A 23604-nucleotide genomic window follows, 5' to 3' on the forward strand; every position below is an offset into this window, starting at 1 on the left:
TCACTTTCCAATTTCAAAGGCTTTGAGCGTCATTTCACGCAAGCTGTTGTAGGAGCGGATATTGGCTTCATAGGCACGGGTAGCCGATACCAAGGTCGCCATCTCCCTGGCAGCTTCGATGTTGGGATAATGCACCATCCCATCCTGGTCAGCCATGGGATGGCTCGGCTCATGGACCAAGCGGCTGTCGCTACGCGCCTGGGCGTGAACGCGGGGCTGCTGCAACCCCAATCGGCCGGCAAAGCTGGTAGGCGGCGATACGCTGAGCAACGGCGAACGCTCGCCTGGCCCGATTGCCACGTTGGCAATCGCCAGGTTGTAGCTGGCGACTTCCGCCCGCGAACGCTCATAAGCCATGCTCCCGCGAACGATCTCGCTGATGTTGTCCAAGGGCATCCTCAGCGACCTCCCCGGACAGCCAACTGCATCAATGCGAACTGGCGGGATACGCCGTCGGCCAAGGCCTGGTAGCGACCGCTGGCCGCGGACATCTGCGCCACTTCACCGTCGAGCGCCAATGGCGCGCTTGGGGTATAGCTTTGTAAATACGGCGTCAGCTCGCTGTCCTGCAGCGAACGCAACGCCTGGCCGAACAATTCAGGGTCGTTGTGCAAACCGCGCAAGGCCGCCATCGGCTCGTAGCCGTTCAGACGCATGGCCTTGCCCCCTGGAACGTTGGCCATGGCGATGTTGTGCGCCGCGACCTTCGCCCGCAATTGCTCCAGGCTCATGGCGAAGCGCACGGTCTCTATTGCAAGATTCATATCGGTTGACATCAATCTTCCTTATTGAACGATGAGTTCGGCGTGCAGAGCGCCCGCCTGTTTGATGGCTTGCAACACGGTGATGACTTCTCGGGTGCTCAATCGAACCTGATTGAGGGCTTTCACCAGATCGCCCACCGTCGCGCCCTCGGCCAATTTCACCGGGCCGTGTTCTTCTTCATTCACCGTCAGCTCGGTGTCAGGCACCACCACCGTGCCGACGCTCGGCCCAGTGCGGGCCACCCACGAGGGCTGCGATACCTGGAACTTGGTGCTGATCACGACACTCAGCGAACCCTGGGAAATGCTCACCTCGCCCAATCGCACATTGGCCCCCGCCACCACCGTGCCGGTGCGTTCGTTGACCACCACGCGGGCGGCGTAATCCGGCGCCACGGAAACGTTCTGTACCCGCGAAATCAACCGCGGCACGGTCATGCCGGCGGTCACGGGCACTTCCACTTTGGCGGCATGCACGACACGCACACCGGGCACGGCCAACTCGCGACTCAAGGCATCGGCGATACGTTGCGCGGTGGTGTAGTCCGGCTCATTGAGAATCAGCACCAGTTTTTTCGAAACCTCATCGTTTTCCGAAAAGGCCGAACGCTCGACACTGGCGCCCCGTGGGATGCGCCCGACGGTGGGATGGTTCTTCTGTACCGAATTTTGGTTGGCCTCGAAGACGTAGCCACCCACCGACATCGGCCCTTGGGCCAGGGCATAGAGTTTTTCGTCCGGGCCATACAGGGGCGTCATCAACAAAGTGCCCCCCAGCAGGCTGCGGGCATCGCCCAGGGAAGAAACCTCGACGTCCAGCTTGTCCCCCGACTCGCTGAACGAGCGCAGGTTACCGGTGACCATCACCGCCGCCGTGTTGCGGGTATTGAGGTCGCCGTCGGCGACGTTCACGTTGAAGTTCTTCAGGGTGTTGACCAACGATTGGCGCGTGGCCCGATTGCGGTCGGTATCGCCAGTGCCGGCCAAACCCACCACCAGGCCGTAGCCGATGATGGAGTAGTCCCGCACACCTTGAATGCGCGTCAGCTCCTTGATCCGGACATCAGCCAGCGTCGGCTGCAGCCAAAGGGCGAGCAGCAGGCCCGAGAGCACTCGTGCAACCATCTTCATAGGATTCGCAGCCACTTGAGCACCCGGAAAACAATGTTCTGCTTCTGCGCATCGGTCACCACACCGTCACCGACGATGTCGATTTGTGCGTCTGCCAGGCGATAGGAAAGCACCGTGTTGTTGTAGGCGATGTCATCGGGCCGAACGAGACCGGTGATCCGCACCTGCTGTTTTTCATCATTGACCGTCACCCGTTGCTCGCCGCTGACGCGCAACAAACCCTCAGGCAGTTGTTCAATGATCCGTACCGAAACGTTGGTTCGAATCTGTCCGCTGCGGTTGGTCTGTCCCGTGCCGTTGGTATCGCCTCGCAAGCCCAGGCTCGCTTGATGGGTGTTGCTGTCCAAGCCCGTGCGGGCGGAAATATCGGTATTGCTCTCGGCCCCGGTGCCGGCCGCACTTTGCGCCGTGGTCGATTCCACCACCAGCACCGTCAGGGTGTCGCCAAGATGGTAGCCACGGCGGTCCCCCGTCAGGGAGCGATAGCCATCGGGGTTGATCAGGCTCTGCGCGCAAGCCATACCCGGCAGCAACAACATCACCAGCCCTGCCCTGCGAACGTTACTGGTCCACATGAACCTCTCCTTTACCAGCGACCACCGCCAACAGGCTCGATTCGGCGCCGTCCAACATCACCGGTACGCGTTCGCCCAACACACCCGGACGCAGCGCCTTGCCTTCGGTGCGCAGCATCAGGCCCGGGCCATAGACCACCACAGTCACCGGGGCATCGCGGTACACCAACGGCTCGGCCTTGAGGTGACGCTTGAGCACCGGCATGCCGGCATTGACCGATTGGGTCAGCCATTGCCCTGCAAGGTCGCTGGGCAAATCGCCGGGCGCCAGTTGCGTCGCAGCCAGGTCCACTCGCTCCAGGCGCGGTTGAGCATCGGCCACGGCCTGGTCGGCTCGCCCGTTGCGACCGTAGACCCACGCCTGCTTCCAGGCCTGGACCTTGAACCACACCGTCACCACGCTGGGTCGTCCGTGACCGCACACCGTGCCACTCAAAGCCACGGATACCCGGCTCCGAATGCCCTGGTTCAACAGCCGGATTTGCGGATGCGCCATGGCCGGCAGCTCGCCCATGGGCGTGAGCTGCAGCTCAACCTCAGGCGTGGCCAACTGCGCCTGGATACGTTGGGTGGCCATGCTTAAGGCATGACTTGCCGCCGCAGCATCGCAACCGACAGCGGGCGTCGCCTGGGCAAAACCCGCGCTGGCGAGCCAAAGCCCGAGTCCGGCCAACCAATGGTTACTCACGAGGGTCAACGACGCAGGTTATTGATGGTTTCCAGAATCTGATCGCTGGCTTGCAGCAATCGCGCATTCATCTGGTAGGCACGTTGGGCCAGCACCAACCCGCTCATCTCGTCGATCAGGTTGACGTTGGACATCTCGACATAACCTTGCAGCAGCACACCCTGACCGTCTCGACCTGGCTCGGCATAGATCGCTTCGCCACTGGCCTGCGTCGGTCGATAGAGACCGTCGCTGAGTTTGGTCAATGCCTCGGCACTGGCGAACTTGGCCAGTTGTACCTGGCCGACGTTGATGATTTCTCCGGTCTCGGTGATGGTCGCCTGGACCTCCCCGTTCTGCTTGATCACCAGGTTGCGTGCGTCCGGCGGTACGCGCAGATCGGCCGTCAGCGTTTGCCCATCCGGCATCGCCAGTTGACCTTCGCTGTCGAGGTGAAAACGGCCCGCGCGGGTGTACGCCAGCTCGCCTGTCGGCAATGCCACTTCGAAGAATCCATCGCCCTGGATGGCCAGGTCCAGCGCGTTGCCGCTTTCCCGGACCGTGCCTGGGCTGAACACCTGGCTCGGCTGCGAAGCCTGGATGCCTGCGCCAGTCAGCAAGCTCTCGGTCATGCCACCGCCATCGTCGCGTGTGCCGACTTCGCGAACCATGTCGTGAAAGTCCACCTGGCTGCGCTTGTAGCCGATGGTCTGCATGTTCGCGACGTTGTTCGAAATGCTGTCGATCCATGCTTGGTTCGCGGTCAGCCCGGAGCTGGCAATACTTAATGAGTCAATCACAAGCACATCCCTTGATCAGTTCTTGCCAATTTGGTTGATACCGCTGTTGAGCATGCCGTCGTAGGCCGACAGCGCTCGCTGCATGGTTTCGACATGCCGCGACACTTCCATCATCTTCACCATGTCGGTGCCCATGGCGGCATTCGAGCGTTCCAGCAGCCCCTGATGCACCACGAAGCTTTTGGCCGGGGTGATCCCGCTACTGGCCGCATACAGTCCATCGCCGACGGCGAGTAGCTGTTGCGGATTGTCGACGCGCACGATGCTCAGTCGCCCTACCGGTCGATCGTCGACACTGACTTCGCCACTCGCATCAATCTTGAGCACCCCATCCGCCACTTGCAGCGGACCGTCGTCAGCCAATACCGGGTAACCCGCCCTGCTGACCAGATAACCGGCCTTGTCGACCTGGAAACGCCCATCGCGACTGAGCAACACACCGCCCGGTGTCTTGATCGCAAACCAGGCATCTCCCGCCAGCGCCAGGTCCGTGGCCCGCCCGGTGTGTTGCAACGCGCCGCCGTCGGTGCTGATCCAGGTCTGCGCCTGGATGTCATCCAGCCCGCCGGCGACGCCAGGACCGGCCACGTTGGACGCCATGACATTGAAAGTGCGCTCGGCCTTGTAGCCATAGGTGTTGGCATTGGCGACGTTCTGCGACACCGCTTTCAGATTGTCGATATCACGCTGGATGACCCCAGCCAATTGCATGATCAAGTCGCTCATGGGGACTCCAGGCTGGGGAAACCGGGCAGGTCAATCATGCCCGCCGAGGTGACGCGGGCGTGCTGCCCCACTTCATTGACCGAGAGCACCGCCATGTGCGGCACGGCGCGCGACATGAAGGCCCGCAAGACCCGGCGCAACGGTGCCGCGCACAGCAGCACCGGTTGTTTGTTGCCGCTGAGTTGCCGTTCGGCTTCCCGGGCGACGGTGGTGACAAATCGCTCCAGTTCCTGGGCCGGCAACAACGCCGATTGCAGGCCTTCGCGAGGACGCGAGGCCGCCAGCATGTAGCCCTCCAGTTGCGGTGCGATCGTCAACACATTGAGCTCGCCGTTCTTATCGACCAGACGCTCATACAGGGCCGCGCCCAGTCGCTCGCGCACCCGCTCGACGAGGTCCTCGGCGCTCTTGTTGCTACGCCCCGCATCCACCAATACTTCGAGAATGGTCTCAAGGTTGCGGATGGACACCTGCTCGCGCAGCAGCAGTTGCAGCACTCGCTGGATGTCCGAGTAGCTGAGGACTTGAGGCACCAGTTCATCCACCAGGCTGCCCAGGCCCGCGCGTTTTTTCTCGATCAACCGTTCGGTCTCGGCACGGGTCAGGAACTCCGGCGCATAGCGGCGGGCCAGTTCGGACAAATGGGTCAGCAGCACGGTGTCAGGCTCGACCAGGGTGTACCCCGCCGTGCGCGCCTGGGCCCGTTGCGCCACTTCGATCCAGAGCGCCTTGAGCCCGTAGGTAGGTTCCTTGGTGGCACGTCCTTCGAGCAGCAGCGTGGCGCCACCGGGGTTGATCGCCAGTAACTTGTCGAACTCCAACTCGCCTGCGGCAATCACCGCGCCCTGTACACAGACCTGGTAGGTGCCGTTGGCCAGTTTCTTGTCGGCGTGCACATTGAGCGACGGCAAGGCAAAGCCATAATCCTTGGCAAACTGCTTGCGCAGGTTTTCGATGCGCAGGCTCAAGGTGCTGGTGGCTGCCAGCACGTGAGCCGCGAGGTCGGCGCTCAGACGCAGTTCAAACGCATCGGTATTCATCAACGCGTAGACATCGCCGGATTCACTGTCTTGCCCGCTCAGCAAGTCCTGTTGCGAGTCCTCGTCTGCATTAGTCTTGCCCCGCAACTTGCGGTAGGAAAACCACGCCGCCGCGGCAAACGCGCAAAACAGCATCATCAGTGGAATCAAGGGCAGCCCTGGCATCATCGCCAGGAACAGCGTGACCAGCGCCACCACCACCAGGGTCTTAGGATACGCCGACACCTGTCGCCCCAGCTCCGGCCCCAAGCGCGCATCGGTCGCGGCGCGGGTGATGATGATGCCCGCCGCCACGGCGATGATCAGCGACGGAATCTGCGTCACGATGCCATCGCCCACCGTCAGCAACGTGTAGTGATGCAGCGCGTCGCCCCAGCTCTGGCCCTTTTGCAGAATGCCGACCGAGAGGCCGCCGATGATGTTGATCGCGATGATCACAATGCCGGCAATCGCGTCGCCCTTGACGAACTTCGACGCGCCATCCATCGCCCCGTAGAAATTCGATTCACGCTCCAACTGGCTGCGGCGACGCTTGGCTTCGTCCTGGTCGATGATGCCCATGTTCAGGTCCGCGTCGATGCTCATCTGCTTACCCGGCAAAGAGTCCAGGGTAAAACGCGCTGCGACCTCGGCCACGCGCTGGGCACCGCTGGTGACCACCACGTATTGCACCACCACCAGGATCAGGAAAATCACAAAACCGATCACATAATTACCACCCACCACGTGGGTACCCACGGCCGCGATGACCAGCCCCGCATCGCCGTCGGTAAGGATCAGCCGAGTCGCGGAGATATTCAGGGCCAGGCGAAACAACGTGGTCATCAACAACAGCGACGGAAAAGTCGAAAAGCTCAACGGCTTATCGATGTCGAAGGTCACCAGCAATACCATCAACGCGACGGCGAAGTTGGTCAGCAACAGCAAGTCCAACAGCCAGGTGGGGATCGGCGTGAACAACACCAGCAAAATGCCGATGACTGCCACGGCCAGCAACAGGTCACTGCCCTCGGACAGCATGCGCGACAACAGTGGCTTCATGGCGCAAGCACCTTATTGCCCGGCAGTGCGATGACCCAGCGATAAATACGCGCCACCTCAGTCTGGGTCGAATCCGGAATCGCCGAATCGACCCGCGCCAGGGCATGCAGCGCCCGCGCCAAGGGCGGACGGCGCAAAATCGGCACCTGGTGCTTCCTGGCGACATGACAGATGCGCCGGGCGTGCAGGCCGCGCCCCATGGCCAGCACCTTGGGCGCGAGCATGCTGGAAGGCCGGTATTGCAAGGCCACCGCGTAATGGGTCGGGTTAGTGATGATGACGTCGGCATCCTTGACCTGGCCCAGCGCAGCCGCTTTTTTCAGCAGCGCCTGCTGGATGCCTTTGCGCTTGGCGCGCACTTCAGGATCGCCCTCGCGGCGGCGATGTTCATCCTTGGTTTCCCGACGACTCATACGCATCTGCCGCCCGAACTCGCGTCGCGAATACCAGATATCAAACAGCGCCGCCGCGGCCATCACCGCCAACACAGTAAAGCCCAGCTGCATCAACAATTGCTTGCCGGCCTGGGGCAATTCCAGGGGCGAGATCGTCGCCATGCCCAACAATTGCGGCAGCACGCTTTGGAACAGGTAATACAAGACCAACGAGAACAACGCGCCCTTGACCAGCACCTTGATCAACTCGACGAACATGCGTCGCGAAAAGAGTTTCTTGAGGCCCTGGATCGGATGGAGCCGCTTGAGGTCGGGCTTCAACGCCGTCATTGAAAACACCGGGCCGCTGAACAACAGGTTCGTCAGGATCGCCATCAGCACCAACGCACCAATCAACGGCAACAACCCGTACACCACCTGCCGCAAGCTATAGCCGCCCTGCTCGCCCAGGTAACCAAAGCCTTGCCCCAATTGCCCGGCGTTACCCAGCCACCAGTGGGTGTGGGCGGCAATGACACTCGCCAAGGGATAGGCAATGGCCGAAAAAACCATCAGGAACGTCAACAGCATGACGAAGGACAACAGGTCAGGGCTGCGGGGCACTTGCCCTTTCTTGCGAGCTTCTTCGAGTTTGTAGGGCGTGGCCTCTTCGCTCTTGTCCTGCTGATCGCTCATTGAACACCCGCAGGCGACAGGGCGAACCGCAAGGCGTTTTCAATCAGCAGCGGCAAACGCTGGACGATCATCGGCAAGGTCAGGATAAAAATGAACATGCCCACGCCCAACTTGAGGGGCAAGGACAGGAAATAGACATTGGCCTGGGGCATTGAACGGGACAAAAACGCAAACGCCACATCGATCAGCCACAACCCAAGGATCACCGGCACGACAATCATGAACGCGAGCAAAAACTGTTGCGTCATGACCGTTGCCAAAGGCACGGAAAACGTGGTCAGCGACACACTGCCGGGCGGAACCGCCACCAGCAACAGAGCGAACACCCTGAGCAAATCGTGATGCAAATTGAGCACCACAAACAGCGCACCCAACGACCAGCCCAACAGGTCGGCCGTCAGGCCCGTCATGTTCGAAGTACCCGGATCAAATACCCCGGCCGCATTCAAGCCGATTTGCGTGTCGATCAACTTGCCGGCCATATCGACACCGGCATGAGCGGCATGAAAACCGAACGCCATCAGCACACCCAACAGCAACTCGCCCAACACCACCGGCAGCGTGAAAACCGGCGCATGAGTGAGCGTCATGCTGCCGACCAACACGGCGGACAACGCCAGTGCCAGGATCAACCGGACGGTCAATGGAATGCGCGAAAAAAACAGGATCGGCGAAACCACCACGAGCGGAATCAACCTGACCGACACGAGAAGCGCATTGAGGAAGAAGGACGTCAGCACACACTCACACCAAAAAACGCGGCTAGAAGCTAGCGGCCTGAGTTAATGCACTGAGTGCGAATTGTTTGAGGACCGTCAACATCCAGCCACCAAAAACCAGCAACATGACGACGGTCACGATCAGCTTGGGGATGAAGGTCAGGGTCATTTCCTGTATCTGGGTCGCGACTTGCAGGATGCTGACCAGAAGGCCGACGATCAGGATGGCCAGAAGTAGCGGAGCAGCCACCATCGCGGAGGTCAGAAGCGCTTCTTTGAGCGCGTAGAGCATGAAGTCCTGCGTCATCCATAACCCCAACTGAACTAGATCCAAGGCGTGCGCTGGGGCATGCCATAGCCTGAATGGCAGTTCGCCATTATTTTGCCATAGTAGCGATATAGTATCAGTGAATGCAACAGGATGTTGCGTGGTGGGGACGAATGGTGGTGGGAGCGACCAAGCGAATGGGTGGCGGCTGTGCGCAGGTTGGTAAACCGGGGAATCAAGGAAACCGGCACGTCAGAAGATGTCCCACGCACAGCTGCCATAAAACAAAATCGCAGACCTGAAAGCCTGCAATCCCGTCTGTGCACTGTTACGCCTTATTCCACCGGGTTACCAAGCCCGGTCGCTAAATGTGTAGCGACATCCAGAGCGTAACGCGACAGAAACCCTCCGGCGAGAGGCTTGGGGCCAGAATAGTTCTTTTGGTGGGATTGTCAGAAGTTTCCTACGTGGGGACCTAATGTTCGGATGAGGCAAGACTCGGGGAAAACGGCGGGGCCCTCAGGGCCTGTCAGGCGTTTTCTCCAATTGAGCTTTGAATGAGCGCTGGGAAACTACTTGCGCTCGACGCAGCACTCGGGAGGGATCCCTCAGAGTCTGTCCCCGCCCCCCCGTTTTCCCCCGGAGGACGGGATGCCTCAAAAGCCCCCTCAGATTCTGCCCCGTTTTTCCGCTAGAGAACACACCCATTATTTATCCAATCATTTAACAGAATATTTATCAGCTCAAAGTCATCCGGATCCATACTACCTTGATCAACTAAATAAACACCCTTATTCACGAGTGACAACAGTATAGAACGACCACCACTATCATCACCCACCGCAAGATAGCCGGGAGCATACTTTTTCACTTCAAAAGTCTCGTTTCTTTCAACAAGCTCATCCGAGGAATACATGACCACACCGCTTTCTAGGGAAAAGCCGTTTGCCAAATTAAGCATTTGCACATAAACATCTGGCAGCTGCATACCAAGCTCTCTTTGCAGCTCTGCTAGCTGAGCGTTAGAAATGGCATTATTAGCCACAACAAGCCCCTCAATGCTTTGGATATTCATTTAAACGCCCCTAAGTTATCAAAATATTTATAACTATCAATGACTGACTTCCTAGCAACTCCTTCCGGCACGCCGGCTTCAATCATTTGTTTGTATCCAATCTGAAACTCTTGGTTTATCCCATTACTCCAAGGGCCCACACCACTGTTTTTCATTTCGAGCCGAAGCGCCCTCTGCGCCGCAGAAATCTTGGCATGCGGGCTCCCAGATGCTGATTCTAATAAAACTGCCGGCGCTGCATTTCTATCATATCCGGGAACATTTTCTTGAGCCCATCGATCCTGAACAGGATGGTGCGACTGCACATATCCATCCTCTCTATTATGCATATAGCCTGGAGCTCTATTAACTTGCGGGCTCAGCAGGCCGTGGTTATCCACATCACTAGTTACATAGCCACCAGGCCTAGAAGGACCAACGTTCGTGACACTCTTACCACCCATCTGCATCGCATAATGTTTGGCTCCAGTCACCGCAGACCTAACCTCACCGGCAACAACCTCTACACCAAACACAGTGCCATTGGCAAGAATGCCAGCATTATCGGTGCTAATACCTTTGGATTGATAGTAGTCGCCAATTTTCTCTATCGCGTAATCACGAGCCTGCTCGATCGCCGTCCCAAGGATCGCCTCGGTCGCGATGCTGCTCATGGCCTTCATCGCCCCCATCCACGCGTAGCTGACCGCTTGAGCTGCATAGCCAACCAGTAGCGTTGCATCCGGGTGCGCATTGGCGAAGCTGGCAACACCGGACAGGCCCTCATGGATCATGGGCGTGATGTCGTTTACCCGCTCTACGAAGGTGCTATTACCGCTTAGGGAAACAACACCTTCGACGTTATCAACAGAATACGTAAACGACTCCTCCGTCCGCGGTACTCCCACCCATACGCCATCGCCGTCATATCTCAGGTACGACCCATTCTCGCCAGGTTTGGTTGGGTGAAGCAGCGTCTCCCTTAGCCCGGAATGGTTGTACATTTTCCCGACATCATCCACAGACGCCCCGTTGTCCAACGACTGGCGAATAGCTGCACCCAGCACCTCGTCATCTGGCGACACTCCAGCCAGTTTTTGAGCGCGTCGCAGGGTCTCTGCCGACTGTTGACGAATTTGATCTACGAGGAAATTACCTAGCGTATTACCAAAAGCATCCGCCGCGATCTGACCGTGATCAGGTCGTGAGCCGCCTAACCACTTATCGCTTATCGCCGCCGAGGCGTATGCGCCGACTTGGCCGCTCACGATCTGACCGGACAGTTGGTTGCCAAAGCGCCCATTCAAACCGCCGCTGACGTTGGCAGCCACCACTGAGGATGCCAGGCGATTCCAACTGAAGGAGGTATCAAGGCCAGCGATGCGATTGGCCACTTGGCTGGCGGCATAGTTAAAAACGCCTTGAGCCGAATAGGTTTTGGCGGCACTGGCCGCGATTTGGGCCCAGGAGCCTGGCTGAGCGCCTTGTGCCAATGTACCGATGCCGGAGGTGATTCCGTAAGTGAGGCCCCCGGTAATCCCGCTGGCGGCTACTTGCCCCCAGGAGAATTTATCCACTGCGCCCATGCCCATGCCAACCAATTGGGAAGCCGCGCTACCCACGGCGGCCCCGACGATTGCACCGCCAAGACTAATAGTGGCGGCCGTTCCTGCCGCGGCGGCGGACAGTGCCGCAGTACCCGCGGCGGCCGCACCGCCAAAGGTTGTGGCTGCTCCGCTGATCACCGCTGTGGCGGCGCCCGCGGTGAACACCGTTGCTACCACAGCCACCACCACCATGACGACGCTGGCTAGCCCTTTACTCTTCTTTTTCTTCGGCTTTGGCGGTTGGTAGATCGGCACCGGCGTAAGATCGCCAGTCACTTCGCTTTGATCATAGGCCTTGAAGGTGTCGGCGTTGTTGGTATTACTGCCGGCAACGTTGGGGATTATCAAGCTTGTGCCGCGATCCAAAGCATCACCGACGCTTAATCCATTGGCGTCGGCGATGAGGTACCACATGCTCGAGTCGCCCCAAGTTTTCTGGGCGATGCCCTGCAGAGTGTCGCCCTCAACGATGACGTAACTACCAGGCGTGCGCGGTATTTCATCGGGCGAGACAGATGCGATGGTGTCGTAAATCTCCGGTGCACTGTTATTGCCGACACTCGCCAGCACATTACCATCATGAAGAACATAACGTTGGGACGTGTAATCGTAACCGTCCGTGCGCGTGGACAATTGACCATTTCGGTCCGCAGTAAAATGTCGAAGAAAAGTCGCTTTCCCACTCGCATACGCCGTAAGCAGTTCGCCGCGAACGCTGTAGGTCATGGTCGTCAGGCCATTGGTTCCTCTATTAACAGTTGCCTGAACCTTACTTTCCTTCCATGTCTCAAACCCTGTAAGAGTCGTGAAATTCTCCCCCCACATGGTCCGACTACCGTTCTTGTCGTATACGCTATAGCGATAGTGAACAGAACGTCCCGCAGTGTTATATCCCACAAGGGAATCACGCTCCACGCCATCAGCACCGATCTTTCGTGTCTCGTTGAAGAACGTGTATTGAGAGGCCATCCAGCTGCTACCGTTCCAGCGAGTTACCAACTGATTATTGAGCTGCCCATCGCCACGATAGGTGTAGGTGGTACGGGTGCGCTCACTGCCGTTGACATCCTCTTGGAAGATGCGGTTATTGCGCCCGTCATATTGGGCACTGAAGATCTGACTGGCCTCGCCGAGCAGCGCCCCATAGGAGGTATCGGGGTTAGTCGACAGATTACGAATCGAAGCGCGCTTGGTGGTGGTGAGCAGCGAACCAAGGTCATTATAGGTGTAGTTATTCAGCACATATTCATGACTGGGATAACCCAAGAAATCGATGGTCTTTACATACTCTTCGGCAGATGTCCGTTTACCCGTTGCATCGTAGGTGTAGACCTTACCCTTGGCTTTACCGCCAACGACACCGGCGGCTACTTGCCCGCCGCTGTTTCGGAAGCCGTCCTCGACCAGCACCCGCCCTTCCAGATCATATTTAAACCAATTGTCAATCACCGTGCGTACGCCGGTTTGATTGGTGGTATCCAACACGACACGGCGCCGATTGCCCAACTCGTCATAGCTATAATCAATACGGGCGATTACAGGGCTCGCAAGGTCATTACCGGCAGGCGCTCTTACCCCTGCCAGCCTTCCCAATGCATTATATTTGTAGAGCGTTTCATAGTGGGTATTTAAGCTACTCGATATCACCGTGAAGCTGGAGGAGTTGAATTCACGTACTTTATTCCCCGCCAGATCATATTCCGATCCAGTAGCCGCCCAGTTATCTGTGGGGCCCTCGGTCACCAACTTGGTCAGGCCGTTAGCAAAGTACTGGTAGATTTTGTCAGGGCCTCCGGCGATCTGCTCTTTTACCACCTCACCAAAAGCATTGTAGGTATAGGTATAGGTATGTCCGCCCCAATCCTTATGCCCGACCAGACGAGAAACATCCCCAGACGAGTATGTCCAGGTCTTGGTGCTTCCCATCTCGTCTTGTTCAAGGGTCTTACGGTTGAGGGCATCGTACTCATAGCTGAACATCACCCCTGACTCGTTATTGCTATGGGTGATATTACTGCGCTCGTTATAAACCGTGTATCGGGTATTCCCCGCCACACCGGACAAATAGGACGCGCCTTGGCGCGCGTCCTCCACGTTGTTCAGGGTTTCCGCTATCTCCGTTGTACCGCTGATTTCCGCATACAAACGCCCAGCCTGGTCGTATTTATTGGTCAGCAAAGTGACCTTGGCGCCGTTTCGAATGATGCCATGGTTGATTTGCCGATCCATGGCATCGTAACCATCAACCAACACAGTGCCCAAGGCATCCTGAGTGGCGACGCGGTTGCCATGAATGTCGTAGCTGTATCGCCGGGAGTTGCCGAGAGCATCCACATCGCGGGTCAGTTGACCAGCCTGGTTGTAGACATGCTGGCGGGTACGCAGCAGGGTGTCGGTGGCCACGCCGGTGTAAGGCCCGACCAGATCGGCTTCCTGGATCAGTTGGCCGAGGATGTCATAGCGTTTTTCGTGGATCAGGCTGGCGCGGTAGCCGGTGCCGTTCTCGCGCAGGATGTCAGTGACCGGCAGGGTTTCAGTGAGCACCTGATTCGCGTGGTTATAGGTGTAGCTGGTGACGTAGCCCCGGGCATCGGTACGACTGAGCACGTTGCCCCAGCGATCGACGGCCTGCCGGATGATCGGCGTGCTCAGGGTCAAGGTGGCGTTGTTCAGGGTATCGGCATTGAGGTTGGCCTCGAACGCCGGCAGGTGTTGCTCGAACGTGCGGCCAAGCAAGTCGTTGCGCATGTAGTTGATGCGGTCGTCGGTGGTGATGCTCCAGTCCCCCAGCACCGTGCTTTTGCTGACTTTTTCGGACAGGTCATACTTGAATGCGGTGACATTGGTCGCGTTGCCGTAGGATTCAAGCCGACCGACCTGGTCATAATTGAAAACTTCTACAGTGCCGCCATTGATCTGCTTGCGGGCGACTTCACCGAAGCGGTTATAGAGTGCGCTTTCGCGCGCGGACACCTTGGTGTCCAAGCCCACGGTGTACCAGTCCGTTATAGCGGTCTGCTGGCCGAGGGCATCGTACTCGAAGGTACGGCGGATGGTGTGATTCATTGCCATCGGCACGCCAAACACCGTAATCCAGGCGCTCATCGTGACATTGATTTGCCGGGCTTCTTCAATGCGTCGGCCCGCCACATCAACCTTGTAGTTCTGCACAGAACCCGCCGCATCGATCTCCAGGATCTCATGCCCGGCGGCGTCGTAACGGGTCCGGGTGATTTGGCCCAGGCCGGCCTGTACGTTGCCAGCACTGTCGGTGCCGGCCGCGCGGACCTCGCGGATCTGCTGCCCGAAGGCGTTGAGCAGGAGCGTGGTGGTCGGCGACGCGATGACGTCGGCATCGGCAAAAGGGTCGACCACACCGTTCTTGGTGGTGGCCCGTGCGGGCTCGGTGACCTTGATCACCTGGCCGAGGGCGTTGTAGTCCGTGCTGACGACGTTGCCTTGGGCGTCAGTAACCGTCTTGACGTTGCCCACGTTATCGTAGGTGCTACGGCTGAGCGACAGATCGGCGGTCACCAACGTGGCGCTGACCGCTCCCGTGGTGGCGTTGATGCTCTGCTGCCAGAAACGCGCGCCTTCCACGGTGGTCTGGCTGAGACGCCCCATGGCGTCGTAGCTGAAGCGAACGCGGCGGTCGTTAACGCTGACCGTCGGGGCCGCCGACAACGCATTCTCATTCCAACTGGCGAGCTTGGTCGCGTAGTCGGTCTGTCGGGTCAATTGACCGAGGGCGTCGTACTCCATGCGGGTGTAGTAGCCAAGGGCATCCACACTGCCGATGCGCTGGCCGCCCATGTCGTAGTAGTACACGGAGCTGGCGCCGGTCTGCACCGTGGCGCCGCTGGCGTTGCGTGCTACCTGGGTCTCGCGTATCAGTTGCCCGAAGGCGTCATAGCTGTAGAGCGTGGTAGGCGCCAGGTTGGTCAGGGTTGAGGTCGCAACGTTACCGGTGAAGGTGAACAGGCTGACGATATTCTTCTGCACTGCGGTCTTGCGCCCGAGGGCGTCGTAGCGGGTGATCAGCGTACGGTCCTGGGTGGCGTCGGGGACCAGGGTGGTGGCGGTGACATCGGTCGCGAGGTAATAACCTCTGGCCGGCACAACTTGGGTCAACGCATTGGCGTAGCGGACGGTGCGAGTGGTCTGGCCCAGGCCGTCGTAGGCATAGGCGGTTACACCCTTGAGCCCATCGATGTCATAACTGACCCGCCCCAGCACATCGTAGACCTTGTAGCTGTCGACGAAATCAGTGGCGGCCACCCCGCTGTTGTTGACCCGCACGCGGTTGCGCACCGCGTTGCCGAGGCTGTCGTAGGTGACTTCGGTGCTGATCTGGAAAGTGTTGGCGGTGCCGTCCGAGGTCTGTTGGTAGCGGCCGCTGAGCTTGTTGTACCAGCCCGGGCTGGTGATGCGGATCTGCCGGCCAATGGCGTCGTAGGCGTAGGTGGTGGTGCGCGCCTCAGTCAGTTCGTCCAGTGCCGGATCGGCGGTGACGCTGGCCCGCAGACGGCCCTCGGTACGGCTGGTGACATTGCCCAGGGCATCGTAGGTATTGCTGGTGACCAGGTAACGACTCACCGCCGATACCACGCCGGCCTCGGTGATGCTCGCCACCGCGACCGCTGGCGTGATCTCTTCCACCAAGCGGTTGAGCGCGTCGTAGTTATAGGTCCAGACGTGGCCGTTTTTGTTGGTCAGGGTCTTGCGATTGCCTACCGCATCGTAGGTGTAGGATTCGACCTTGCCGGCGGCGTCGGTCACGGTGTTTTGTTGACCGGCGGCGTCGTAGGTGTAGGTGGTGGTGCGGTCGCTGGCGCTTTCAGGACGCAGCAGCGTTTGCAGACGTTCAACGCCGAGGGTATCACTGGCGGAATTCGCACCAGTAAGACCGACCGAGGACCAATTGGCCAGACCGGCGCCCGCGTTGGCATTGACGTTAAGGACTTGACCGGTCGCGGTATCAATCAACTCCAGCGAATCGACTTCAACCAGGCGACTGGGATCGCCGCTGCTGTCAGCGTCGTAGTTGTACAGCAACAGGGGCACCGCGCTGACACTGCCCTCGAAGAACTTGTTCGGACTGGCGCTCGCATTGATCGGGTTCGTGCCACTGATGGTGCCTTCAAAGGTCCGCCAACCCATCTCCGGCGTCAGCTTCACCCCACTCACTGCGCTATAGGCATAGGTACCACCGTAGGAATTGGCAAGCGCGTTCCCGGCACTGTCATAACTCACTACGCCGGCGTAGATGCTGCCCTCCCCGGTCACCTGGCGCAGCCTGACACGCACGGTGTAGGTCTTGGCCGGATTGATGGCGATTTTTTCCAACGCGGTCAGCCCGCGAGAGTTGCCGGCCAGGGAAAGCGTCCGGCCGTCATTGCTGCCGTCCGTTGGAAGCTGAACCCGCGTGGCATACTGAACTGTCTTGGTAAGCCGGCCGTTGGCGTCGTATACGCTTTCGGTAACAGCACCCTGGGCGTCGATCACGTAGCGCTGACGACCCACCGCGTCATAGACAAACTGAGTGCGGCGGTCAGCGCTGTCAGGACGTAGCAGCGTTTGCAGACGTTCAACGCTGAGAATCTCACCGGCGGAATTCGCACCAGTGAGACCGACCGAGGACCAGTTGGCCAAACCGCCGCCCGCGTTGGCATTGACGTTAAGGACTTGACCGGTCGCGGTATCAATCAACTCCAGCGAATCGACTTCAACCAAGCGGCTAGGATCGCCGCTGCTGTCAGCGTCGTAGTTGTACAGCAGCAGAGGCACCGCGCTGACACTGCCCTCGAAAAACTTGTTCGGACTGGCGCTCGCATTGATCGGGTTCGTGCCACTGATGGTGCCTTCGAAGGTCCGCCAACCCATCTCCGGCGTCAGCTTCACCCCACTCACTGCGCTATAGGCATAGGTACCACCGTAGGAATTGGCAAGCGCTTTCCCGGCACTGTCATAACTCACTACGCCGGCGTAGATGCTGCCCTCCCCGGTCACCTGGCGCAGCCTGACACGCACGGTGTAGGTCTTGGCCGGATTGATGGCGATTTTTTCCAACGCGGTCAGCCCGCGAGAGTTGCCGGCCAGGGAAAGCGTCCGGCCGTCATTGCTGCCGTCCGTTGGAAGCTGAACCCGCGTGGCATACTGAACTGTCTTGGTAAGCCGGCCGTTGGCGTCGTATACGCTTTCGGTAACAGCACCCTGGGCGTCGATCACGTAGCGCTGACGACCCACCGCGTCATAGACAAACTGAGTGCGGCGGTCAGCGCTGTCAGGACGTAGCAGCGTTTGCAGACGTTCAACGCTGAGAATCTCACCGGCGGAATTCGCACCAGTGAGACCGACCGAGGACCAGTTGGCCAAACCGCCGCCCGCGTTGGCATTGACGTTAAGGACTTGACCGGTCGCGGTATCAATCAACTCCAGCGAATCGACTTCAACCAAGCGGCTAGGATCGCCGCTGCTGTCAGCGTCGTAGTTGTACAGCAGCAGAGGCACCGCGCTGACACTGCCCTCGAAAAACTTGTTCGGACTGGCGCTCGCATTGATCGGGTTCGTGCCACTGATGGTGCCTTCGAAGGTCCGCCAACCCATCTCCGGCGTCAGCTTCACCCCACTCACTGCGCTATAGGCATAGGTACCACCGTAGGAATTGGCAAGCGCGTTCCCGGCACTGTCATAACTCACTACGCCGGCGTAGATGCTGCCCTCCCCGGTCACCTGGCGCAGCCTGACACGCACGGTGTAGGTCTTGGCCGGATTGATGGCGATTTTTTCCAACGCGGTCAGCCCGCGAGAGTTGCCGGCCAGGGAAAGCGTCCGGCCGTCATTGCTGCCGTCCGTTGGAAGCTGAACCCGCGTGGCATACTGAACTGTCTTGGTAAGCCGGCCGTTGGCGTCGTATACGCTTTCGGTAACAGCACCCTGGGCGTCGATCACGTAGCGCTGACGACCCACCGCGTCATAGACAAACTGAGTGCGGCGGTCAGCGCTGTCAGGACGTAGCAGCGTTTGCAGACGTTCAACGCTGAGAATCTCACCGGCGGAATTCGCACCAGTGAGACCGACCGAGGACCAGTTGGCCAAACCGCCGCCCGCGTTGGCATTGACGTTAAGGACTTGACCGGTCGCGGTATCAATCAACTCCAGCGAATCGACTTCAACCAGGCGACTGGGATCGCCGCTGCTGTCAGCGTCGTAGTTGTACAGCAACAGGGGCACCGCGCTGACACTGCCCTCGAAGAACTTGTTCGGACTGGCGCTCGCATTGATCGGGTTCGTGCCACTGATGGTGCCTTCAAAGGTCCGCCAACCCATCTCCGGCGTCAGCTTCACCCCACTCACTGCGCTATAGGCATAGGTACCACCGTAGGAATTGGCAAGCGCGTTCCCGGCACTGTCATAACTCACTACGCCGGCGTAGATGCTGCCCTCCCCGGTCACCTGGCGCAGCCTGACACGCACAGTGTAGGTCTTGGCCGGATCAATGGCGATTTTGCCCAGCGCGGTCAACCCGCGAGAATTTCCGGTCAGGGACAGCGTTCGACCGTCGCTGCTGCCCACCGTCGACACCTGGATCGGTTTGGCATGACGCACCGTCTCGACCACCCGCCCATTGGCGTCGTATTTGTTCTCGCTGACATACCCGAGGGCATCGATGGTTGCACTTACCCGGCCGGCATTGTCATAGGTGTACCAAGTGCTGTTCCCCGCCGCATCGATCTTGCGCGTGACCTGATCGTTGTCGTTGTAGCTATAGCGGGTGGTTAGGTTCAGCCCGGTCGGATCCTGGCGCTCACTGATGCGCCGGCCCAATTTGTCGAAGGTGTACAGGGTGACCTGCTGGCTGGGGCTGGCCACCGTGCCGCGCATGACCTGCACTTGTTGGCCTACACCGTCATAGCTGTAGCTGGTGGTGAGCTTCAGGCCGTTGGGATCCTGAGTCACCCTTAGCAACTGACCTTTGCGGTCGTAAGCGTAATCGGTGATACGTTGCTCGGTTTTCCCTTCCGCGTCGACGACCCGCACCTGGCGACCCTGGCCATCAAAGCTATAGCGGGTCACAGTGTTGTTGGCATCGGTACGCGTCAGCACGCGGTTGGCGGCGTCGTAGCCGTAGCGGCTGATCCGGCCTAGGGCGTCGGTCACGGTGAGCAGCCGCCCGGCCTCGTCATACCCATTGGTGGTGGAGCGATTCAGGGCGTCCTGGGTGGTGACGAGCTGACCTTCCTTATTGTAGCTATAGCGGGTCACCGCCCCGGTGCCATTAGTGATCGTCAGGGTCTGGCCATGACGGTTCTTGAGGGTCACTACGCTCACGCCGTCAGGCGTGGTCACGGTCAGGCTGCGTGCGCTGTCGTTGTAGGCGTAGGTGGTGACCTTGCCCAGTGCATCCGTTTGCTTGAGTACTCGACCGAAGGCGTCGTATTCGCTGGTTTGCCCCTGGTTGAGTGCGTTCCTGGAAGTAATGACCCGGCCATTGCTGGCATACGTCGTGGTGCTGGTCAGCCCCCGGCCATCAACCTGACTGATCACCCGCCCGAACGCGTCGTAAACGGTGGCAGTGCTGCGTGCTATTCCACCGGCATCGTCGACACGACTGAGTTCTTCCCCGCGTTTGTTGTAGGTAATGTTGCTGACGACCGTGTTCCCCGTAGCGATTGTGCGGGTGACGGATGTTTGATTGCCGAAGGCGTTATAACCGTAACCGGTCACGTACCCCATGGCATCAGTCGACGACGTCAGCAGGCCACGGTTGTCATAGCCATACACTCGCCGATTGTCATTGGCCGCGTTGCGGATCGCTTGTACCAGGGTCTTCAGTTGCGCATTCAACACACCGCCCGACAGGGCGGCCGTATCCGCCGCCGCCAACCGGCCCGAGAAATCAGTCCGCTCGCGCACATCGCCAAAGGCGCTATAAACCGTTTCGCTGACCTCGCCCATTGCGTTGACGACGTGAGTCAGGCGCCCTGCCGCGTCGTAGTAAGACAGCGTTCGATTGCCCACGGCATCCGTTGCACTGGCCACCCGCCCTGCTGCGTCATAACGATAGATCAAGCCGTACTGCGCATAGATCGCAGCCACTTCGGTGGCGCTCATGCCGGCCGTTATGCGGGCTGACGCTTCACCGAGCAGCTTGCCAATGGTTTGTCCAAAGGCGTCATAACGGGTGCGGGTGCTGCGTTCGTCGGTGGTGCCCTGGGCTTGGGTTTCTCGCACCAGGCGACCGGCCGAATCGTATTCATACGCAGTGGTCGTGCCATTGGTGGCGACACGCAGGGCCACACGCCCTTTATCGTCAAACGTCGTGGTCGCGGTTTGTGCCGCCCCCGCCACCACGCCGCTCTTGATCGTTGCAAAGGTCGTCGCAGCGGAAATCGCGGCAGTATAGGCCGTGGCATAACGAATGGTTTTCTGGGTATTGCCCGCTTCGTCGTAGACCGTTTCAGTGACGAACTGCTTTTCATCGACAATGCCGATCTGCCGACCGGCCGTGTCGTAGAAATACCAACTCGTCAGATCCCCCGCGGAAGGTGGACGCAAACTGACGAGGGTGCCGCTGGCCCGATTGGCGAACACTGTCGCGTTCGCATAACGAATGCTCTGGGTCAGCCGACCTGCGGCGTCATGACGGTCTTCACGCAGATAGCCTTCAGCATCCAATTGGCCGATCTGATGCCCGCTGGCGTCATAGAAAAACCGCGTTGTGCGATCACCGGTCTGCTGCTGGATCAGCCGGCCTTTGCCGTCATAAGTGAAAGTGGTCAGCGTACCGCCGGCATCGGTGCTGGCGCTCAGTCGACCGGCATTGTCGTAACTCAAAACAGTCACGCGATCAGCGGCGATGCTCAGCGGACGAACTTCAGCGACGAGCGTTTTGAGCACCCCGCTACCGTCATACCAGGCCGAAGTATCAACCAGGGTCGCATAGCGTTTTTCCTGCAGGCGCTGTCCGGCGGCGTTGTAGCTGTACTCGGTCACCGCGCCTAGACCATCCACCAGGGCACTGACCCGCCCGGCCTCGTCGTAGAACGTATAGCTGCGAACGCCTGTTGCGTCCTGGACCATGACCTGCCTGCCGGCATCATCATAGACATACGAAGTGGAACGCGATGCCAGGCCGGCAGCGGTCTGTGTCAGGCTGACCAGTTGGCCTTTACTGTTGTAAGTCTGCGTAACGGTCAAACCGACAGTGTTCGTGACCGCCACGGTACGGGTGGTACCGTTGTAGGCGTTCGTTCGGGTGCCAGCCGCGTCGGTCTGACTGATGACGCGCCCCAAGCCGTCGTAGATGATCGAACTGAGGGTGGTTTTCTGGCTGCGATCGGCCCCTCGCACAACCAGCGTCTGCAACAGTTGTCCGTGCTGGCTGTAGATATATTCGGTGACGCTGGTGCTGGCCTCCTGCGTACCCAAACCCGTAGCATCGACCGCACCGTAAGTGACCCGACGGCTTAGGTTACCCCGATAATCGTAAGTCAGTTCGGTCAGGGTTGAACGGGTCTGGTTTTGCGCGCTGGCCCAGATGGTCAGTTGCGACTCCGTCAGGGCGGCCTGTGGTGTGAGACCGGTCAGCGGGAACAACGCACCGCCGTAGCTGATCTCCTGAATTTTCAGCCCTTGGGCGTTGTAGCGATACTCCGTGACCTGGCCACGCCCATCGACCATGAAGCGCACCCGATTATTACTGTCGTAGGCCAATCGGGTGACCTGGGCGGTGCTGGCCGGCGGCTCTGTCCACAGCCCGGTGGCGGTGTTCAGGGTCGCTGTCGCGGTGTAGCGGATCTCATTCAACAACTGGTTGTCAGCGCTGTAAGTACGCGCAACCGTGGCCCCCGTCGCATCGCGCTCCACCAGCACGTTACCGTTCGCATCGTACTGGTAGGTGACGGCGTTGCCGCGCCCATCCGTGACCGTGGTGACATTGCCATCCACATCATAGGCATACCGCGTGGACAGGCGCTGCCCATTCACCGCCGGGGTCTGCACTTCGGTCAAGCGGTCATTGGCATCGTAGAAATAGCTCCACTGCTGGCCTGAGCCATTGAGCACATCCGTACGGTTACTGGCTATGTCGTAGTTGAAGGTGGTAGTCCCAGAACCGTCGGAAACCGTCTTGACCCGGTATTCGCCGTCCAGCAACTGATAATTGAAGCTGACCGAGGTGCCGTCACTTTGCACGACACTGGCGATACGGAAGCTGGCCCCGTCGTAGGTGTAATCGGTACGGTAGACCTTGCCATCGGCAATGCTGTTGTCTTCCGGCGTCAGATCGGTGCTGACATTGATCAGTCGGCCCTGAGCGTCGTAGCCGTAATACACCTGCTGAGTCAGCGCACCGCCCGCTGCACTGCGGGTGTCGACGCGCTCCAACTTGCCAGCCGCGTCGTAGCTCAGCACCAGTTCCTGGCCGGAGCTGTCCTTGACCGAATTCAGACGCCCGTTGGCGTCGTAGCCGTAGCCGATTTGCGTGTCATTGGCGTCGGTGACCGACAGCAGCCGGCCATTGCCGTCGTAACGCTCGACGGTCCGTCGAGAGCCGTCCGTCCAGACCATCTGGCCGGCACCGGCATCCCAGGTAATGGTGTCATGGGCACCATCGCCCTCGGTCGATTGATAGCCACTGCCGTTCCATTGATAGACCGTTTGGTGGCCGTCGCCCGTGGTACGGGTGACCTGGCTGCCGGCACTGTTGACGGTGCCGGTCAACAATAGGCTGCGTTCGCCGTCCCAGCGCCAGCCATCGGCATCGCCATCGTTCAAGCCGCCCTGGGCGTTGTAGGTGCGGGTGTGCAGCAGATCCTGGCCCAGGCCGGACAGTTGCTCGTCGGTAAAGCGCAGCACCAGGTTGCCGTTGCTGACGTTGACCAGTGCCTGCCCGCCGGCCTGCCCCAGGTTGCCTTGGCCGCCGACACCGCTGCCTCCGAGCGAATTCACGGAAGCGTTGAACAGCCCTAATCCATTACCGGCGACGATGGCGACCATGTTTTTCTAACTCCCCCGACGAAGCTCAACCGACCTGCGGCTCAAAAAAACGGCTGCTCGTCCGACCACCAAGCAGCGCTACTGTCAGTGCTTATGCTTGGTTTTTGAAAAAAGTTTAGGGAAAAGGAAAAATATTTTATGA

General features: G+C 59.4%; 13 protein-coding genes. All 13 read right to left on the reverse strand.

What is annotated here, in order from left to right; all coding sequences use genetic code 11:
* Positions 1–396 (reverse strand): flagellar basal body rod protein FlgC, encoded by a 396-nt coding sequence (locus J3P89_RS15045; RefSeq protein WP_434694671.1) that lies wholly within the window; start codon positions 394–396, stop codon positions 1–3.
* A 2-nt stretch (positions 397–398) separates the two neighbouring features.
* On the reverse strand, positions 399–776 hold the full coding sequence (locus J3P89_RS15050; protein ID WP_434694672.1) for a hypothetical protein: 378 nt from the start codon (positions 774–776) through the stop codon (positions 399–401).
* Positions 777–785: 9 nt separating this feature from the next.
* On the reverse strand, positions 786–1910 hold the full coding sequence (locus J3P89_RS15055; RefSeq protein WP_434694673.1) for a flagellar basal body P-ring protein FlgI: 1125 nt from the start codon (positions 1908–1910) through the stop codon (positions 786–788).
* On the reverse strand, positions 1892–2470 hold the full coding sequence (locus J3P89_RS15060; protein WP_434694675.1) for a flagellar basal body L-ring protein FlgH: 579 nt from the start codon (positions 2468–2470) through the stop codon (positions 1892–1894). Before J3P89_RS15060 ends, J3P89_RS15055 begins: the two co-directional genes overlap by 19 nt.
* Complete coding sequence (gene flgA, locus J3P89_RS15065; protein ID WP_434694676.1) at positions 2457–3047, reverse strand: flagellar basal body P-ring formation chaperone FlgA; 591 nt, start codon at positions 3045–3047, stop codon at positions 2457–2459. The genes J3P89_RS15060 and flgA overlap by 14 nt, the downstream gene beginning before the upstream one ends.
* Before the next feature lie 116 nt (positions 3048–3163).
* On the reverse strand, positions 3164–3937 hold the full coding sequence (locus J3P89_RS15070; protein ID WP_013693086.1) for a flagellar hook-basal body protein: 774 nt from the start codon (positions 3935–3937) through the stop codon (positions 3164–3166).
* Positions 3938–3952: 15 nt separating this feature from the next.
* Complete coding sequence (locus J3P89_RS15075; protein ID WP_434694677.1) at positions 3953–4663, reverse strand: flagellar hook-basal body protein; 711 nt, start codon at positions 4661–4663, stop codon at positions 3953–3955.
* Entirely contained in the window at positions 4660–6744 is a 2085-nt protein-coding gene (locus J3P89_RS15080) for a flagellar biosynthesis protein FlhA (protein ID WP_434694678.1), read from the reverse strand. The genes J3P89_RS15075 and J3P89_RS15080 overlap by 4 nt, the downstream gene beginning before the upstream one ends.
* On the reverse strand, positions 6741–7814 hold the full coding sequence (locus tag J3P89_RS15085) for an EscU/YscU/HrcU family type III secretion system export apparatus switch protein (RefSeq protein ID WP_434694679.1): 1074 nt from the start codon (positions 7812–7814) through the stop codon (positions 6741–6743). Before J3P89_RS15085 ends, J3P89_RS15080 begins: the two co-directional genes overlap by 4 nt.
* Positions 7811–8554, reverse strand: a complete 744-nt coding sequence (locus tag J3P89_RS15090) for a flagellar biosynthetic protein FliR (protein ID WP_434694680.1) — start codon at positions 8552–8554, stop codon at positions 7811–7813. The genes J3P89_RS15085 and J3P89_RS15090 overlap by 4 nt, the downstream gene beginning before the upstream one ends.
* Before the next feature lie 22 nt (positions 8555–8576).
* On the reverse strand, positions 8577–8840 hold the full coding sequence (locus J3P89_RS15095; protein ID WP_013693081.1) for a flagellar biosynthetic protein FliQ: 264 nt from the start codon (positions 8838–8840) through the stop codon (positions 8577–8579).
* A gap of 652 nt (positions 8841–9492) precedes the next feature.
* The gene (locus J3P89_RS15100) at positions 9493–9876 is read right to left on the reverse strand and encodes an SMI1/KNR4 family protein (protein ID WP_434694681.1); all 384 of its coding nucleotides are present in this window, start codon (positions 9874–9876) and stop codon (positions 9493–9495) included.
* On the reverse strand, positions 9873–23462 hold the full coding sequence (locus tag J3P89_RS15105; RefSeq protein WP_434694682.1) for a hypothetical protein: 13590 nt from the start codon (positions 23460–23462) through the stop codon (positions 9873–9875). Before J3P89_RS15105 ends, J3P89_RS15100 begins: the two co-directional genes overlap by 4 nt.
* Positions 23463–23604 lie beyond the last annotated feature (142 nt).

This window comes from Pseudomonas sp. Z1-14 (assembly GCF_051132005.1).
Classification (GTDB): Bacteria; Pseudomonadota; Gammaproteobacteria; order Pseudomonadales; family Pseudomonadaceae; genus Aquipseudomonas.